The 14621-nt window shown below is 71.9% G+C and carries 15 protein-coding genes; 4 read left to right on the top strand and 11 right to left on the bottom strand.

The features are described 5' to 3' along the window. From OG524_RS07165 to OG524_RS07175, 3 genes are all read right to left on the bottom strand, one after another. Positions 1-1182, bottom strand: coding sequence for an SfnB family sulfur acquisition oxidoreductase (locus tag OG524_RS07165; RefSeq protein ID WP_405809521.1), 1182 nt, complete (start codon positions 1180-1182; stop codon positions 1-3). Then, positions 1175-1900 carry an LLM class flavin-dependent oxidoreductase gene (locus OG524_RS07170; protein WP_405809523.1) on the bottom strand — a complete coding sequence of 242 codons (726 nt, stop codon included), beginning with the start codon at positions 1898-1900 and terminating at the stop codon, positions 1175-1177. The genes OG524_RS07165 and OG524_RS07170 overlap by 8 nt, the downstream gene beginning before the upstream one ends. A gap of 275 nt (positions 1901-2175) precedes the next feature. Beyond that, positions 2176-2277: a putative leader peptide gene (locus OG524_RS07175; protein WP_405809525.1), complete on the bottom strand. Its 102-nt coding sequence runs from the start codon at positions 2275-2277 to the stop codon at positions 2176-2178. A gap of 102 nt (positions 2278-2379) precedes the next feature. On the opposite strand from OG524_RS07175, the gene OG524_RS07180 reads away from it, so the two are divergent. Together OG524_RS07180 and OG524_RS07185 are read left to right on the top strand one after the other, a co-directional pair. Further along, a complete protein-coding gene (locus tag OG524_RS07180) occupies positions 2380-3276 on the top strand; it encodes a LysR family transcriptional regulator (protein WP_405391781.1) in 897 nt (298 codons plus the stop codon). A gap of 82 nt (positions 3277-3358) precedes the next feature. After that, entirely contained in the window at positions 3359-4030 is a 672-nt protein-coding gene (locus OG524_RS07185) for a FadR/GntR family transcriptional regulator (RefSeq protein WP_405391779.1), read from the top strand. Positions 4031-4282: 252 nt separating this feature from the next. Here OG524_RS07185 and OG524_RS07190 read toward each other — a convergent pair whose 3' ends face one another. Further along, positions 4283-5059: an SDR family NAD(P)-dependent oxidoreductase gene (locus OG524_RS07190; RefSeq protein WP_405391778.1), complete on the bottom strand. Its 777-nt coding sequence runs from the start codon at positions 5057-5059 to the stop codon at positions 4283-4285. Continuing rightward, positions 5056-6378, bottom strand: coding sequence for an L-fuconate dehydratase (locus OG524_RS07195; RefSeq protein ID WP_405391777.1), 1323 nt, complete (start codon positions 6376-6378; stop codon positions 5056-5058). Before OG524_RS07195 ends, OG524_RS07190 begins: the two co-directional genes overlap by 4 nt. 231 nt (positions 6379-6609) lie before the next feature. Here OG524_RS07195 and OG524_RS07200 point away from each other — a divergent pair, with 231 nt between their 5' ends. Then, positions 6610-7650 (top strand): PAC2 family protein, encoded by a 1041-nt coding sequence (locus tag OG524_RS07200; protein ID WP_405391776.1) that lies wholly within the window; start codon positions 6610-6612, stop codon positions 7648-7650. Positions 7651-7737: 87 nt separating this feature from the next. Here the strand turns inward: OG524_RS07200 and mshC are convergent, their stop codons facing one another. The 4 genes from mshC to OG524_RS07220 form a co-directional block, all read right to left on the bottom strand. Next, positions 7738-8967: a cysteine--1-D-myo-inosityl 2-amino-2-deoxy-alpha-D-glucopyranoside ligase gene (gene mshC / locus OG524_RS07205; RefSeq protein WP_405809527.1), complete on the bottom strand. Its 1230-nt coding sequence runs from the start codon at positions 8965-8967 to the stop codon at positions 7738-7740. A 162-nt stretch (positions 8968-9129) separates the two neighbouring features. Further along, the gene (locus tag OG524_RS07210; RefSeq protein WP_405809529.1) at positions 9130-9990 is read right to left on the bottom strand and encodes an SCO1664 family protein; all 861 of its coding nucleotides are present in this window, start codon (positions 9988-9990) and stop codon (positions 9130-9132) included. Continuing rightward, complete coding sequence (locus tag OG524_RS07215; RefSeq protein ID WP_056786440.1) at positions 9954-10544, bottom strand: DUF3090 domain-containing protein; 591 nt, start codon at positions 10542-10544, stop codon at positions 9954-9956. The genes OG524_RS07210 and OG524_RS07215 overlap by 37 nt, the downstream gene beginning before the upstream one ends. A 105-nt stretch (positions 10545-10649) precedes the next feature. Then, positions 10650-11360, bottom strand: coding sequence for a histidine phosphatase family protein (locus OG524_RS07220; RefSeq protein WP_405391773.1), 711 nt, complete (start codon positions 11358-11360; stop codon positions 10650-10652). A 63-nt stretch (positions 11361-11423) separates the two neighbouring features. Here OG524_RS07220 and corA point away from each other — a divergent pair, with 63 nt between their 5' ends. Then, positions 11424-12410, top strand: coding sequence for a magnesium/cobalt transporter CorA (corA, locus tag OG524_RS07225; protein ID WP_405391772.1), 987 nt, complete (start codon positions 11424-11426; stop codon positions 12408-12410). 62 nt (positions 12411-12472) lie between these two features. Here corA and OG524_RS07230 read toward each other — a convergent pair whose 3' ends face one another. Further along, entirely contained in the window at positions 12473-13261 is a 789-nt protein-coding gene (locus OG524_RS07230) for a ferritin-like domain-containing protein (RefSeq protein ID WP_405391771.1), read from the bottom strand. Positions 13262-13441: 180 nt separating this feature from the next. After that, positions 13442-14494 carry an LLM class F420-dependent oxidoreductase gene (locus OG524_RS07235; protein ID WP_405391770.1) on the bottom strand — a complete coding sequence of 351 codons (1053 nt, stop codon included), beginning with the start codon at positions 14492-14494 and terminating at the stop codon, positions 13442-13444. Between the last annotated feature and the right edge of the window lie 127 nt (positions 14495-14621).

Consider the following 14621-nt stretch of genomic DNA (forward strand, 5'->3'; position numbering starts at 1 on the left):
TCACAGCAGGCCGTTGCGGGGCGGGCGGGTGCCGTTGAGGGCGTGGCGGCCGAGGTGCTGGATCTTCCAGCGGGCCGGGTCGTGGAGCGTGTGCGTACGGGCGTCGCGCCAGTGCCGGTGCAGATTGAGCGAGTCGAGGGCGGCGCGGGTGCCGGCCACCTCGAAGAGGGCTCCCGCGACCTCGACGGCGGCTCCCGCCGCGTACGCCTTGGCTGCGGCGACGGCGAGGGACGCCTCGGCGGCGGTCTCGTCGGTCAGGGTGGCCCGCGCGGTGTCCACGGCACGCGCCGCGGTGTCCAGGAGCGCGTCGGCGGCCCGTACCCGGAGGTCGAGTTCGCCGAACCGCTGGACGATCAGCGGGTCCTCGGCCGCGGTGTCGTACCCGCTCTCGAACCAGGGGCGGCTCTTCGTCCGTACGAAGTCAGCCGCCTCGGCGAGCGCCCCGGCCGCGATGCCGGCGTCGATCGCGGCGTGGAGCAGTTGCGCGACCGCGCCGTGCAGCTGGGGGCCTTCGAAGGTCAGGTGGTGGGCGAACACCCGGTCGGCGGGCACCCGCACGCCCTCCAGCCGCACCGTGCCGCTGGCGGTGGTGCGCTGGCCCATGCCGTCCCAGTCGTCGATGACGGTGACACCGGGCGCGCCGGCCGGGACGTAGGCGACGTGGAGCTTCCCGCCGGGGCCGACGGCGAGCACGGGGATCCAGTCGGCGAAGAGGGCGCCGGTCGCGTAGTTCTTCACCCCGGTCAGCAGGTACGAGCCGTCGGGTGCGGGTTCCAGCCGGGTGCGGATGTCCTGGATGTGCTTGGTCCCGGCCTCCGACTGGGCGTTGCCGAGGCGCTTGCCGGCCAGCAGTTCGGCGTAGAAGAAGGCCTGTTGCTCGGGTGTGCCCTGTCTGCGGATCACGTTGACATACGCGAAGTGGCTCTGCGGGATCTGTGCGAGGCTCGCGTCGGCCGAGCCGAGCAGCCGGAAGATCCGGGCGAGGGTGACCGCGCCGACGTCCGCGCCGCCGTGGTCCGCGGGGACGGTCACGGCCAGCAGGCCGGACGCGGAGAGCCTGTCCAGTTCGGCGCGGGGCAGCAGGCGTTCGGCGTCGCGCCGGAGGGCTCCCGTACGGAATTCCGCGGCCAGTTCGGCGGCCTTCTCCAGTGCCTGGGCGTCGTCGCGGATGATCTCAGCCATGGACGGCCACCGGTGCGTGGCTCTCCGGCGCGGCCGCGGTCGTGCCGAGCGCCTCGGCGTCGGCGCCCTGGACGGTGAGGGTCCCGTCGGCGGACACCGTGATGTTCCGGTCCAGGACGAACCAGCCCTGGGTGATGTGAGCGGCGCCCATCGAGCTGAGGACGGGCCGGAGCGCGTAGTCAACACCGCCGAGCGCCCGCACCCGGAGATCTTCCAGGGCGGCAACTCCACGGCCGCCCGCGCCATGGCGGGCCGGGTCTCCCCGGATGAACTCCTCGGACCGCCGGTAGCGTTCGTCGTGTTCCAGCCAGGGTTCGCCGAGTGCGGTGAACTCGTCCTTGAACCAGCCGCTGTCGACGTTGACGGCGAACCGTCCCTTGGACAGGTGGTCGGCGGTCGCGCCGAGTTTCGCGAGCACGCACGGGTGCCACAGGCCCGGGTGGACGGCTGCGATGACCTTGAGCCGCTCGGTGGCCAGCAGGAGGGCCAGGCTGAAGGAGGTCGACTCGTGCTGGTACTCGGCGCCGTAACTGGCCATGTAGCGGACCTGGCTGAGCGCGTGGTCGAAGCCGTTGTTCTCGGCGAGGACGGCCAGTTCACGGTTGTAGTCGTAGCCCCAGTCGGTGCGCTGTTCGATCCGGCTGGTGAACAGGCCGCCGCTGACGTTGGGCACCCAGTACGCGAAGCGCACGGGGTCGGCGGGCTGTGGAACGGACATGAGGGCTCCCGGAGTCGGGGAAGACGGGCAGGGGCGGAGAGCGCCGGCGGTCCTCGGCACGGGACGGCGCACCACGGCGCGGGACTGCGTGGAACGGCGCACGGACCGCGCACGGACGGCACGGAGCAGCGCGGAGCGGCACCGGGCGCCGGGGCGGCGCGAGGCGGAACGGGCGTCGGCGAGGAATGCCGGGTCACCGGCGGGGAGGGGTCCCGGAACCGGGCGGGGCCGTCCTGGTCAGGACGGCGTAGGACGTCGCGCGAAGGAGGGGTTCCTCAGACTTCGCGACAACAGAACGCACTGGCCACACGTGCGAGGTCGATGTGACGTCGCCGCGTGAGATTCCGTCGGTCCTTCATGCCGGTCAGACTAGCCATCTCCGGCGCCGGCAGTCGAGTAGGCAATCACGAGGCGTTGATAGGGTTTCCCTTCAACCGGCCGTGCCGGTGATTCCTGTCCCGGTCCGGGGGTGCGTGGTCGTGCGCGTGGAACAGCTCGAGTACATCGAGGCCGTGACGCGGCTGGGTTCGCTGCGCCGGGCCGCCGAGGAGCTCCATCTCTCCCAGCCCGCGCTGAGCGAGACCGTGCGCAACCTCGAACGCGAACTCGGGGTGGATCTCCTGGACCGGCGGCGCTCCGGGGCCAAGATCAGCGACGAGGGCCGGGAGCTGCTGCCGCACATCATCGGTGTGATCGACGCGGTCGACCGGCTGCGGCGGGCGGCCGATCACCAGCACCACATCAGCCGGATGATCCGGCTCGGGACGGTCAACGCGGCGACGGTCCCCCTGCTCGTGCCGGCGGTACGCGAATTCCGGGTGAGCCATCCCATGACCCAGGTCGAGGTCGTCGGGGCGCAGCAGGCCGAGATCCACCGCTCGCTCCTGGAGGGCGGCTTCGACCTCGGGCTCGTCAACTACCTCCAGGGCGACGATCTGCCGCCCGACTTCCAGTCGACGGAGCTGCTGCGCGGGCGGGCCGTGGTCTGCATGCGCCCGGACAGTCCGCTGGCGGCCCGGGAGGCGGTCCGGGTGAGCGATCTCCTCGCGGAGCCGCTGATCGTGATGCGCTCCGGTTATGTCATGCACCGGTTCGTGCACCGGCTGCTCGCCGGCCGTGCCCCCGCCTTCTCGTACTCCACGGACGGCGCGGAGATGGGCAAGCTCATGGTGGCGGAGGGGCTCGGGGCGACCGTGCTGCCCGACTTCAGTGTCCGCGGCGACCCTCTGGAGCGCTGCGGCACGATCGTGTGCCGGCCGCTCCAGGACGCGGGCGCCGCCGTTCTCCTGGTCCTCCAGCGCCGCAGGTCGGGCTCGGTCCCGCGCGCGGCGCGTGACCTGCACCGGCTCCTCGTGGAGCGTGCGCGGAGCCTGTGACCGGCCTGGGGGCCGAAGCACCGAGCCGGGGCCGCATAATGAGGCCCATACATCGGATGTCTTGTGCGCGAGGAGGCCCCACATGGCCGTCACCGACGAAGCGATCGAGAAGATCAAGGGAATGATCGTCTCGGGAGCCCTGGGGCCCGGCGACCGACTTCCCAAGGAGAGCGAACTCGCCTCCGACCTGGGTCTTTCCCGCAACTCCCTGCGCGAGGCGGTGCGCGCGCTGTCGCTGATCCGGATCCTCGACGTACGCCAGGGCGACGGCACCTATGTCACCAGCCTCGCCCCTCAGCTCCTGCTGGAGGCGCTGAGCTTCGTGGTGGACTTCCACCGCGACGACACGGTGCTGGAGTTCCTCGCGGTGCGCCGGATCCTGGAGCCCGCCGCCACGGCGATGGCCGCGCTCCGCATCGAGGAGGCGCAGCTGGACGTGCTGGACGCGCAGCTGGACGCGCTGGGCGACGCCCCGTCGGTGGAGGAACTGGTCGCCTGCGATCTGGAGTTCCACCGCGGGATCGTCCGGTCCTCCGGCAATTCGGTCCTGTGCTCGCTGCTGGACGGCCTGTCCGGGCCGACCACCCGGGCCAGGGTCTGGCGCGGGCTGACCCAGGAGGACGCGGTGAGCCGGACGCTGCGCGAACACCGGGCGATCCTCGCCGCCCTGCGGGACCGGGACGCGGAGGCGGCCCGGTCCTGGGCGACGGTGCATGTGGCGAGCGTGGAGCAGTGGCTGCGCTCGACCCTGTGACGGGCACGGGCCGAGCGCACAGGCCGACGCACACGGGCCGGCAGGCACGGGCCGGCGGCGGGATGTCCGCCGCCGCGGGTCAGCGGGCACGGGCCGGCGGCGGGATGTCCGCCGCCGCGGGTCAGCGGGCACGGGCCGGCAGCGGGATGTCCGCCGCCGCGGGTCAGCGGGCACGGGCCGGCGGCGGGGTGTCCGCCGCCGCGGGTCGGGTCGGCAGGCACGGGCCGGCAGCGGGATGTCCGCCGCCGCGGGTCAGCGGGCGGGGCGCAGCCGCAGGCCCTGCATCCCGCCGTCGACCGCGAGCGCGGTGCCGGTGACGGACGCGGCCGCCGGGCTCGCCAGATAGACGACGGCGGCGGCGACCTCGTCGGCGGAGACCAGCCGTCCCAGCGGCTGGCGGGCGTCGAGGGCGGCGCGTTCCGCGGCCGGGTCCTCGGCCTGTCCGAGCAGCCGGCCGATCCACGGGGTGTCGGCGGTGCCGGGGTTGACGCAGTTGACGCGGATGCCCTCGCGGACGTGGTCGGCGGCCATGGCGAGGGTCAGCGAGAGCACCGCGCCCTTGCTCGCGCTGTAGAGGGCGCGCTGCGGCAGTCCCGCGGTGGCGGCGATGGAGCAGGTCTGGGTGATCGACACGGCGCCGGGGCGCCCGGGCGCGGCACGGCGCAGATGGGGCAGGGCGTGGCGGGCGGCGCGGACCATGCCGAGGACGTTGACGTCCAGGACGCGGGTCCACTCCTCGTCGGCGTTGTCCTCGACGGTGCCGACGGAACCGGTCCCGGCGTTGGACACGAGGGTGTGCAGGCCGCCCAGTTCGACGGCGGCCAGGTCGACGGCGTTCCGTACGGCGGCGTCGTCCGTCACGTCGGCCTCGATCGCGAGCACCCCGGCGGGGGCTCCCTGCGTCTCGCGGTCGAGCACGGCGACGCGTGCCCCGCGGCCGAGCAGCAGTGCCGCCACGGCGGCCCCGATGCCGGACGCGCCGCCCGTCACCAGGGCGGACAGCCCGTCGAAGTCCTGTGTACCGGTCATCGGGCGGTCTCCTCGGCGTGGAGGCGGGCCTGCCATACGGGGCCCTGCGGATAGATGTGGGCGGCGATCGAGTCCGGGAGCATGCGGGCGGAGAAGCCGGGTGTGCGGGGTGTGACGTAGTGGCCGTCCTCGATGACGGCCGGGTCGGCGAAGTGCTCGTGGAGGTGGTCGACGTACTCGATGACCCGGTCCTCCCGGCTGCCGGAGACCGCGACGTAGTCGAACATCGAGAGGTGCTGCACCAGTTCGCACAGTCCGACGCCTCCGGCGTGCGGGCAGACGGGGACGCCGTACTTGGCAGCCAGCAGCAGGATCGCCAGGTTCTCGTTGACGCCCGCGACCCGGGCGGCGTCGATCTGGACGAAGTCGACCGCACCGGCCTGGAGCAGTTGCTTGAACACGACCCGGTTGGCGACGTGCTCGCCGGTGGCGACCTTGACGGGCTGCCCCGCCCGCACGGCGGCGTGCCCGAGCACGTCGTCGGGGCTGGTCGGTTCCTCGATCCAGTACGGGTCGTAGGGCGCGAGGGCGCGCATCCACTCCACCGCGCCGGCCACGTCCCAGCGCTGGTTGGCGTCGACGGCGATGCGGATGCCGGGGCCGACAGCGGTGCGGGCGAGTGCGAGTCTGCGGATGTCGTCGTCCAGGTCGGCGCCGACCTTGAGCTTGATCTGCGTGAAGCCGTCCGCGACCGCCTCCTTGGCCAGACGTACGAGTTTGCCGTCGTCGTAACCGAGCCAGCCGGGGGAGGTCGTGTAGGCGGGGTAGCCCTCGGCGAGCAGCCGTTCGGTGCGCTCCGCGCGGCCCGGCTCGGCGGCCTGGAGCAGGGCGAGGGCCTCCTGGGGGGTGAGCGCGTCCGTGAGGTAGCGGAAGTCGACGAGGGAGACGAGCTCCCGTGGCGTCATCCCGGCGAGGAACTGCCAGACGGGCTGCCCCGCCAGCTTGGCCGCGAGGTCCCAGGCGGCGTTGACGACCGCGCCGGCCGCCATGTGCATCACGCCCTTCTCGGGCCCCAGCCAGCGCAGTTGGGAGTCGTGCGTGAGTTCGCGGTACAGGGCGCCGAGACCGGCGGCGTCACGCGGTGCGGGGCGCCCGACCACATGGGTGCGGAGCGTCTCGATGGCGGCGGCCATGACGTCGTTGCCCCGGCCGATGGTGAAGCAGAAACCGTGCCCTTCGCCACCGGCACCGTCCGTACGCAGGACGACGTAGGCGGCCGAGTAGTCGGGGTCGGTGTTCATGGCGTCCGAGCCGTCGAGCTGTTCCGAGGTGGGAAAGCGGATGTCGTGAACCTCGAACTCCGTGACGGTCTGACTCATGTGCGCCCCCAGGGGAATAACATCGGACCTCTGCTTGGTCATCCGATGTATAGCCCCGGACACTGCCGGCCGTCCAGGGTCTGGCGGAAATTCGATCACTTCCGGACCGGTACAGCTCGGATGAATCAAGGATCGGCATGCTTCGCCCATGCATGCAAACGGGCTGCGGCCGGGTAGGACGGAAGCCGTAAGGTTGGTCCGTACACAAGGGAACTTCGGAAGGAGGCCTGGGTGATCGAGCTCGAGGGGGTACCCGAGCTGATCGACCCGGTCATGGTGGCCGCGTTCGAAGGCTGGAACGACGCCGGTGACGCCGCCTCCACAGCGGTCGGACATCTGGACCGGGAATGGAAGGGCGAGGTGTTCGCGGCGCTCGACGCCGAGGACTACTACGACTTCCAGGTCAATCGTCCCACGGTGTGGCTGGACGGTGGGGTACGCAAGATCACGTGGCCCACCACGCGACTCTCCGTGGTCCGTATCGGCGGGGAGAAGCCCCGTGACCTGGTGCTGGTCCGGGGCATCGAACCCTCCATGCGCTGGCGCTCGTTCTGCAACGAGATCCTGGGCTTCGCCCATGAGCTGGGCGTCGAGATGGTCGTCATCCTGGGGGCGCTGCTGGGCGACACCCCGCACACCCGGCCGGTGCCGGTGAGCGGAGTGACCTCGGATCCCGATCTGGCCAGAACGATGGATCTGGAGGAGACCAGGTACGAGGGCCCGACGGGCATCGTCGGCATCCTCCAGGAGGCCTGTACGCATGCGGGGGTTCCCGCGGTGAGCCTGTGGGCGGCGGTGCCGCACTACGTGTCGCAGCCGCCGAATCCGAAGGCGACGCTGGCCCTGCTGAACCGTCTCGAGGATCTGCTCGGGCTGCGGATCCCGCTGGGCGAGCTGCCCGAGGACGCCCGCGCGTGGCAGCTCGGCGTGGATCAGCTGGCGGCCGAGGACAGCGAGGTCGCGGAGTACGTGCAGACGCTGGAGGAGGCGCGGGACACCGCCGAACTGCCCGAGGCGTCCGGCGAGGCCATCGCCCGGGAGTTCGAGCGGTATCTCAGGCGCCGTGACGTCGGAGGTCCGGGCCAGCCGCCCGGCGGCCACGCCACGGAGAGCGGCGAGGTGCCCTATCTGCGGGACACGTCGAGCGGCCGTACGAGACCGCCGAAGCCGCAGCGGCCGGAGGCGGAACGGCCCGGGACGCCCCGGCCGAAGGACGGGGAACCGCCCGAGGAACCGCCCGCCGGGCCGGACGAGAACCCGTCCGAGGACTGACGCCCACGTCGGCAACGGACACACGGACCGGCCCCGGACTCCATGGTGAAGTCCGGGGCCGGTTCGCGCGTACGGGGTGGATACGGGCTAGAGGGCGACACCGAGCAGGGCGTCGACGGTGCGTGAGACGAGGCCGGGCGCGCCCTCGTCCGTACCGCCGTCGGCGGTCTGCGCCGCGGCCCAGCGGTCCACGGCGGCGAGGGCGGCCGGGGTGTCCAGGTCGTCGGCCAGGGCCTCCCGCACCTCCTCGACCAGGGCGTCCGCGGGGAGTCCGTCGGGCCGGGAGACGGCGGCACGCCACCGTGCGAGGCGCTCGACCGCGTCGGCGAGCACCTGGTCGGTCCACTCCCAGTCGGACCGGTAGTGGTGCGAGAGCAGCGCGAGCCTGATCGCCGCGGGGTCCACGTCGTCCCGGCGCAGTGCCGAGACGAAGACGAGGTTGCCCTTCGACTTGGACATCTTCTCGCCGTTGAGGCCGACCATGCCGGCGTGCACGTAGGCACGGGCGAACGGGTGCTCGCCGGTCAGCGCGTGGGCGTGCGAGGCGCCCATCTCGTGGTGCGGGAAGGCGAGGTCGGAGCCGCCTCCCTGGACGTCGAAGCCCATACCGAGGTGGTCGAGTGCGATGGCCACGCACTCGATGTGCCAGCCGGGGCGGCCGGGACCGAGGGTGGCGCCGTCCCAGCTCGGCTCGCCCTCACGGGCTGCCATCCAGAGCATCGGGTCGAGCGGGTTCTTCTTGCCGGGGCGCTCCGGGTCGCCGCCGCGTTCGGCGGAGAGCAGCCGCATGGCATCGGCGTCGAGGCCGGAGACCTCGCCGAAGTGCGGGTCGGACTCGACGGAGAAGTACACGTCCCCGTCGAGCTCGTAGGCCGCGCCCGCGTCCCGGAGTCGTTCGACGAGCGGGACGATGCCGGGTATCGCCTCCACCGCCCCGATGTAGTGCCGGGGCGGGAGCATGCGCAGGGCGGTCATGTCCTCCCGGAAGAGTGCCGTCTCGCGTTCCGCGAGCTCGGTCCAGTCCTCACCGTCGCGCACGGCCCGCTCCAGCAGCGGATCATCCACGTCGGTCACGTTCTGGACGTAGTGAACCTGCCGCTTGGTGTCGAGCCACACGCGCTGAACGAGGTCGAACGCGTTGTAGGTCGCCGCATGACCCATATGGGTCGCGTCGTACGGCGTGATGCCGCAGACGTAGATGCGGGCGACGGGACCGGGGTCAAGGGTGATCCGTCCGCCGGTCGCGGTGTCGTGGATCCGAAGGTCGCGGCCCTTGCCAGGCAGGGCGGGGACCTCAGAAGCGGGCCAGGCATGCATGTCATGAGCGTAACCGGATGATGCTTCCGGATACGAACCGGACCGGAGATCATGGCCGAAGAGGCGGTCTTGCGTGGTCGCCGCCCTTCCTCTACGGCCCGCCCGTCCCCGTGGCCCCCGGTGTGAATCACACCTCTTGACCCCGGGGTCAAGAGGTGTGATTCACACCGGGGGCCACGGAATGGCCGGCCACTCCCCGCTCGGCTGCGGATGCCGCCCGGCCTCCCGCAGCCCGGCGACCCGTCCCCGCAGCGCGTCGAGCTCCGCCGTCGTGATCAGTTCCGCCAGCCGGGTGGCGAGCGCCGTACCCGGCTCCAGACCGGCGGACAGCCGGCCGAGCACCTCCACGGCCTCCGGGGTCAGCGGTTCGCCCGCCCAGCCCCACAGCAGGGTCCGCAGCTTGTCGTCCGCGTTGAAGGTCACCCCGTGATCGATGCCGTAGAGCCGGCCGCCCGGTGCGGGCAGCAGGTGCCCGCCCTTGCGGTCGCCGTTGTTGATCACCGCGTCCAGGACCGCGAGCCTGCGCAGACGCGAGTCGTCGGCGTGCACCAGCAGGGCGGTCTTCCCCTCCCCCACCTCGGCGAACCCGACGGCCTTCCAGCCGTCCCCCGGCTGCTCGTCCTCGACGAGCGCGAGCAGCGGCGGCAGCCCGTGCGCGGGCGCCTCGGTGTCCTCGGCATCGGGCTCGGCCTCGATCCACAGCTGGCACATCCCCCGGCCGTAGGGGCCCTCCCGCAGCACCGTGGGCGGCACGAGCCCCCACCCGGTGGCCTCGGAGATCTCGTACGCCGCCACCTCGCGCTGGGCGAGTGTGCCGTCCGGGAAGTCCCAGAGCGGCTGCTCCCCGGCGACCGGCTTGTAGACGCAGGGGCGTTCCTCGCCCTCGTACGCGACCGTGCAGTAGAGCACCGCGTTCGACGCGCCCCGTACCTGTCCGAGGACCGTGAGCTCCCCCTCGGCGAGCAGGGTGCGCAGTCCGGCCTCCGTCAGGCCCCGCGACGGTATCCGTTCTGGCGCGGGCATACGTGTCCTTCCGGGTCGAGGGGCAGGCTGCACAGCGGGCACGGCGGCCGGCCGGCGTTCACGACGTCCAGGGCGCGCTTGGCGAACGCCCTGGCCTGGGCGCCGCTCAGCCGGACGCGCAGCATCGGCGGGCCGTTCTCCTCGTCCTGCAGGAGCCGTTCCTCGGCCTCCGCGAGATCGTCGTCGGAGTCGGCGTCCAGCTCGACGAGGGCCTGCGCCTCGACGATCATGCGCTGCTCCTCGCCGTCCCAGGCGAGAGCCATCGTGCCGACCCTGAACTCCTCCTCGACGGGGGCGTCGAGCGGGGCGGTGTCGGTGACGTCCATGGGTGCGACGGCGGGCACCGGTGAGTTGCCGCCGGTCCGCCGGACGACCTCGTCGAGGAGTTCGTCGATCCGTTCGGCCAACGCGGCCACCTGGGTCTTCTCCAGGGCCACGCTCGTGACCCGTCCCCGCGAGGATGCCTGCAGGAAAAACGTACGGCGGCCAGGCAGCCCGACCGTACCGGCCACGAAACGGTCCGGGGGGTCGTAGAGGAACACCTGACGGGACACGTCCTGTCTCCCTTGAGAATGTGGGGGCGGATGGAGGGCTGCCGGGGCCCCGGGGGATGTCCCCGCAGGGCCTCTACGGCGCGTCCACCCTACTGCGCGGAGCGATCACGGTGCCCCAGCGCCGCCCCCGACGGCCGCATCCGTTGCCGCGTCCCCTGTCGCGTCGGCCCCGACGGCCTGTTCACGCGGGGCCAGCGACGCGAAGTCGCCGGTGTCGCCGAGGCGGAGGAGGAACGGGCGCAGCCGCGTGTAACGGATCGCGGTGACCGAGCAGGGGTCCACGTGGACGCGCTGGAAGAGGTCGAGGTGCATGCCGAGGGCGTCGGCGACGAGCGCCTTGATGATGTCGCCGTGCGAGCACATCAGATAGGTGGCGTCGTCCCCGTGGTCCTCCTCGATCCGGGCGTTCCAGTCCCGTACGGCGTCGACGGCCCGGGCCTGCATGGCCCGCATGGACTCACCGCCGGGGAAGGCCGCGGCCGAGGGGTGCTGCTGCACGACGGACATCAGCGGTTCGTCGGAGAGTTCCGCGAGCTTGCGCCCCGACCAGTCCCCGTAGTCGCATTCGCTGATGCGTTCCTCGGTGTGCAGCGGGAGGCCGGGCCGGGCGTCGAGCAGCGGCCGGAGCGTCTCGCGGCAGCGTTGCAGAGGGCTGCTGACGGCTGCGACGAGGGTGAGGGCGGCCAGCCGTCCGGGCAGCGCGGCGGCCTGTCCGGCGCCGCGCTCGTCGAGGGCGACCCCGGGGGTCCGCCCCGCGAGCACTCCGGAGGTGTTGGCGGTCGAGCGTCCGTGGCGTACGAGGATGAGCGTGGGCATACCCGCCAGCGTAGAGGGCACGGCGCAGGTGCACGCAGGGCCGGGGCAGGGAAGAATGCGCGCGTGATCGTGGACTGTGGCATTTACCGGGACGGGCGCCGGACGGACGGCCCCGCCGACTTCTCCGACGCCCTCGACGAGGCGCGGGCCGCCGGCGACGGATTCGTCTGGATCGGTCTGCACGAGCCCACGGAGAAGGAATTCGACCTGGTCAGCAGCGAGTTCGGGCTCCATCCGCTGGCCGTCGAGGACGCGCTGCGCGCGCACCAGCGGCCGAAGCTGGAGATCTACGACGACTCGCTGTTCGTGGTCGTCAAGCCGGTGGTCTACGAGCAGGAGAGCGACAGGGTCAGCACCGACGAGCTGATGATCTTCATAGGCGACTCCTTCGTGGTGACGGTCCGGCACGGCGAGGGCGCGCCCCTCGCGGCGGTACGCCGCCGTCTGGAGGCCGAGCCCGAGGTGCTCAGGCACGGCCCCACGTCGGTGCTGTACGCGGTCAGCGACGCGGCGGTGGACCACTACATCGAGGTCGCGGCCGAGCTCCAGGCCGACCTGGAGGAGCTGGAGGCCCAGGTGTTCGCGCCCAGTGGATCCGGCGACTCCAAGAACACCGCCGCGCGCATCTACACGTTCAAGCGGCAGGTGCTGGAGTTCCGCCGGGCGACGGGTCCGCTGAGCGCGCCGATGGCCCGGCTAGCGAGCGCGGGCGTCCCGTTCGTCGACAAGCACTCGCAACCGTTCTTCCGGGACGTGAACGATCACCTGATCCGCGCCAACGAGCATGTGGAGGGCCTGGACCGGCTCCTCTCGGACATCCTGGCGGCACATCTGGCGCAGATGGGGGTGCGGCAGAACGACGACATGCGGAAGATCTCGGCGTGGGCCGCGATGGCCGCCGTACCGACCATGGTGGCCGGCGTCTACGGCATGAACTTCGAGCACATGCCCGAGCTGCACTGGGTGTGGACGTATCCGGTGGTGGTCGCGCTGATGGGCTGCGCGGTCTTCGGCCTGTACCGCCTGTTCAAACGCCGCGGCTGGATGTGACCCGACCCCGGCGGCCCCGGACCCCGGGAGCCCGGGGTCCAGGAGCCCGGGGTCCAGGAGCGTCAGGCGAACTCCGCCTCGGCCTCGGCGGGGGTGCCGAGGGCGTTGCGCCGCGCGGGCGGTGCGAGGCTCACCATGCGCCGCCATCCGGCCAGCCGCTCGTAGGCGTACATCGCGTGGATGCCCGCCGCAAGCACGGCCGCCTTGGGGCGGGGCCAGCCCAGCACCCGGCCCATGTGGCTCATCACGGCGAGGCTGACGTCGCGGTAGACCCGGATCTCGGCACGGGCGCACTCGCGCAGGACGGACTGGATCGTCCTGCCGTGCCCGGCCCGGGCGAAGCGGAGCAGTTCCTCGTGGCAGTACGCGAGGTGGTTGTCCTCGTCGCGCGAGATCATCTTCACCGCGCGGCCGAGGGTGGGGTCGTCGGCGAAGTACCTGAGCAGGAGCCGCATCTGCTCGGAAGCCCGCTGTTCGGTGACGCGGCTGTGGGCCAGGTACACGATGATGTCCCGCTCGGTGAGCGGTTCCTCGCGGTTGAGGCGGTCGTGGGCGAGGCCGATGCCGTAGCGCTCCAGGAGCAGCGTGTAGTCCGTCTCGTAGGGCACCGCGACCGGCCGCAGCCCGCGCTGCTTCAGCAGGGCGTTGAAGATCCGCCCGTGCTTGTCCTCGTCGGCTCCATGGCGGGCGGCCTTGGGGGCCAGGTCGCGCAGGCCGGCGGGGACGAGGGCGGCGATACGGCCGTTCTCCCAGCCGCCCTGGGACTCCCCGCCCGCGGCGATGGAGCAGAACAGCCGGAAGGACTCGTCGTTGTCGAGGATCTCCTGGAACAAACTCTTTGCCGACAGCATCACTGCCACCTTTCGCACCGGTGTCCGCAGAGGCACAGTCAAATTCGGTACGGGGCGGTAGGCAACACGAACGGGGCCGGGCGGGGTACCGGGCGTAACCGGCGGGCGCGCGGCGCGTTGTTCCGTGTGACGGCCGTGGCGGGGTGGACCCCCGAGCCCCCACCACGGCCGTAGTGCTTGTTACGCGGCCAGGCCGGAGCGCTCCAGGGCGTCCGTACCGGCGCGCAGGGCGGCGAGCCGCTCGTCGAGCGTGAAGCCCGCCGGGGCGAGGGTCAGGGTGGTGACACCGGCGGCCGCGTACGCCTGCATCCGCTCGGCGATCCGCTCCACCGAACCGAGCAGCGTGGTCTGGTCGATGAGCCGGTGCGGTACGGCGGCGGCGGCGCCGCTCTTGTCCCCGGACAGGTACTTGTCCTGGATCTCGGCCGCTTCCTTCTCGTAGCCCATGCGCTGGGCGAGCTGGTTGTAGAAGTTCTGCTTGCGGCTGCCCATGCCACCGACGTACAGCGCGGTGTAGGGGCGGAACATGTCGGCGAGGCCGTTGACGTCGTCGCCGATCGCGAGCGGCAGGGTCGGGCAGACGTCGAAGCCCTCCATCGTCTTCCCGGCCTTCTCGCGCCCGGCCCGCAGGTGCTTCACCGCGGTGTCCTCCAGGTGCTCGGCGGACGGGAAGATCAGCAGGGCCCCGTCGGCGATCTCGCCGGTCTGCTCCAGGTTCTTCGGGCCGATCGCGGCGATGTAGAGCGGGATGTGCTCGCGCTGCGGGTGGACGGTCAGCTTGATGGGCTTGCCGGGACCGTCCGGGAGCGGCAGCGTCCAGTGGTCGCCGTCGTAGGACAGGCGCTCCCGGGACATCGCCTTGCGCACGATCTCGACGTACTCCCGGGTGCGGGCCAGCGGCTTGTCGAACCTGACGCCGTACCAGCCTTCGGAGACCTGGGGTCCGGACACGCCGAGGCCGAGGCGGAAGCGGCCGCCGGAGAGCGAGTCGAGGGTGGCGGCGGTCATCGCCGTCATGGCGGGCTGGCGGGCCGGGATCTGCATGATGGCGGAGCCGACGTCGATGGACTCGGTCTGCGCCGCCACCCAGGCGAGCACCGTCGGCACGTCGGATCCGTAGGCCTCGGCGGCCCAGCAGACGTCGTAGCCGAGCCGGTCGGCCTCCTGGGCGACGGCGAGGTTGTCGCCGTCCATACCCGCACCCCAGTAACCGAGATTGATGCCGAGCCGCATGGCCACGCTCCCTCTACCGATCAGTAACGTCCCTGTGTCCCGGACTCTAGCGCGGGGTCCCGGGATCCGGCAGGCCCGGCGGCCGACTGTCAGGTTGTCCACAGGCTTCCGCCCCCCGGTGCCGTGG

The organism is Streptomyces sp. NBC_01520, assembly GCF_045040375.1.
In the GTDB taxonomy this organism is placed as follows: domain Bacteria; phylum Actinomycetota; class Actinomycetes; order Streptomycetales; family Streptomycetaceae; genus Streptomyces.

Coding starts and splice junctions, on each gene's coding strand:
- OG524_RS07210 (WP_405809529.1), bottom strand. CDS start 9,990: ATGCCCGCGCCAGAACGGATACCGTCGCGGGGCCTGACGGAGGCCGGA.
- OG524_RS07235 (WP_405391770.1), bottom strand. CDS start 14,494: ATGCGGCTCGGCATCAATCTCGGTTACTGGGGTGCGGGTATGGACGGC.
- OG524_RS07195 (WP_405391777.1), bottom strand. CDS start 6,378: ATGAGTCAGACCGTCACGGAGTTCGAGGTTCACGACATCCGCTTTCCC.
- OG524_RS07220 (WP_405391773.1), bottom strand. CDS start 11,360: ATGCCCACGCTCATCCTCGTACGCCACGGACGCTCGACCGCCAACACC.
- OG524_RS07185 (WP_405391779.1), top strand. CDS start 3,359: ATGGCCGTCACCGACGAAGCGATCGAGAAGATCAAGGGAATGATCGTC.
- OG524_RS07170 (WP_405809523.1), bottom strand. CDS start 1,900: ATGTCCGTTCCACAGCCCGCCGACCCCGTGCGCTTCGCGTACTGGGTG.
- OG524_RS07175 (WP_405809525.1), bottom strand. CDS start 2,277: ATGGCTAGTCTGACCGGCATGAAGGACCGACGGAATCTCACGCGGCGA.
- OG524_RS07190 (WP_405391778.1), bottom strand. CDS start 5,059: ATGACCGGTACACAGGACTTCGACGGGCTGTCCGCCCTGGTGACGGGC.
- OG524_RS07230 (WP_405391771.1), bottom strand. CDS start 13,261: ATGCTGTCGGCAAAGAGTTTGTTCCAGGAGATCCTCGACAACGACGAG.
- OG524_RS07165 (WP_405809521.1), bottom strand. CDS start 1,182: ATGGCTGAGATCATCCGCGACGACGCCCAGGCACTGGAGAAGGCCGCC.
- mshC (WP_405809527.1), bottom strand. CDS start 8,967: ATGCATGCCTGGCCCGCTTCTGAGGTCCCCGCCCTGCCTGGCAAGGGC.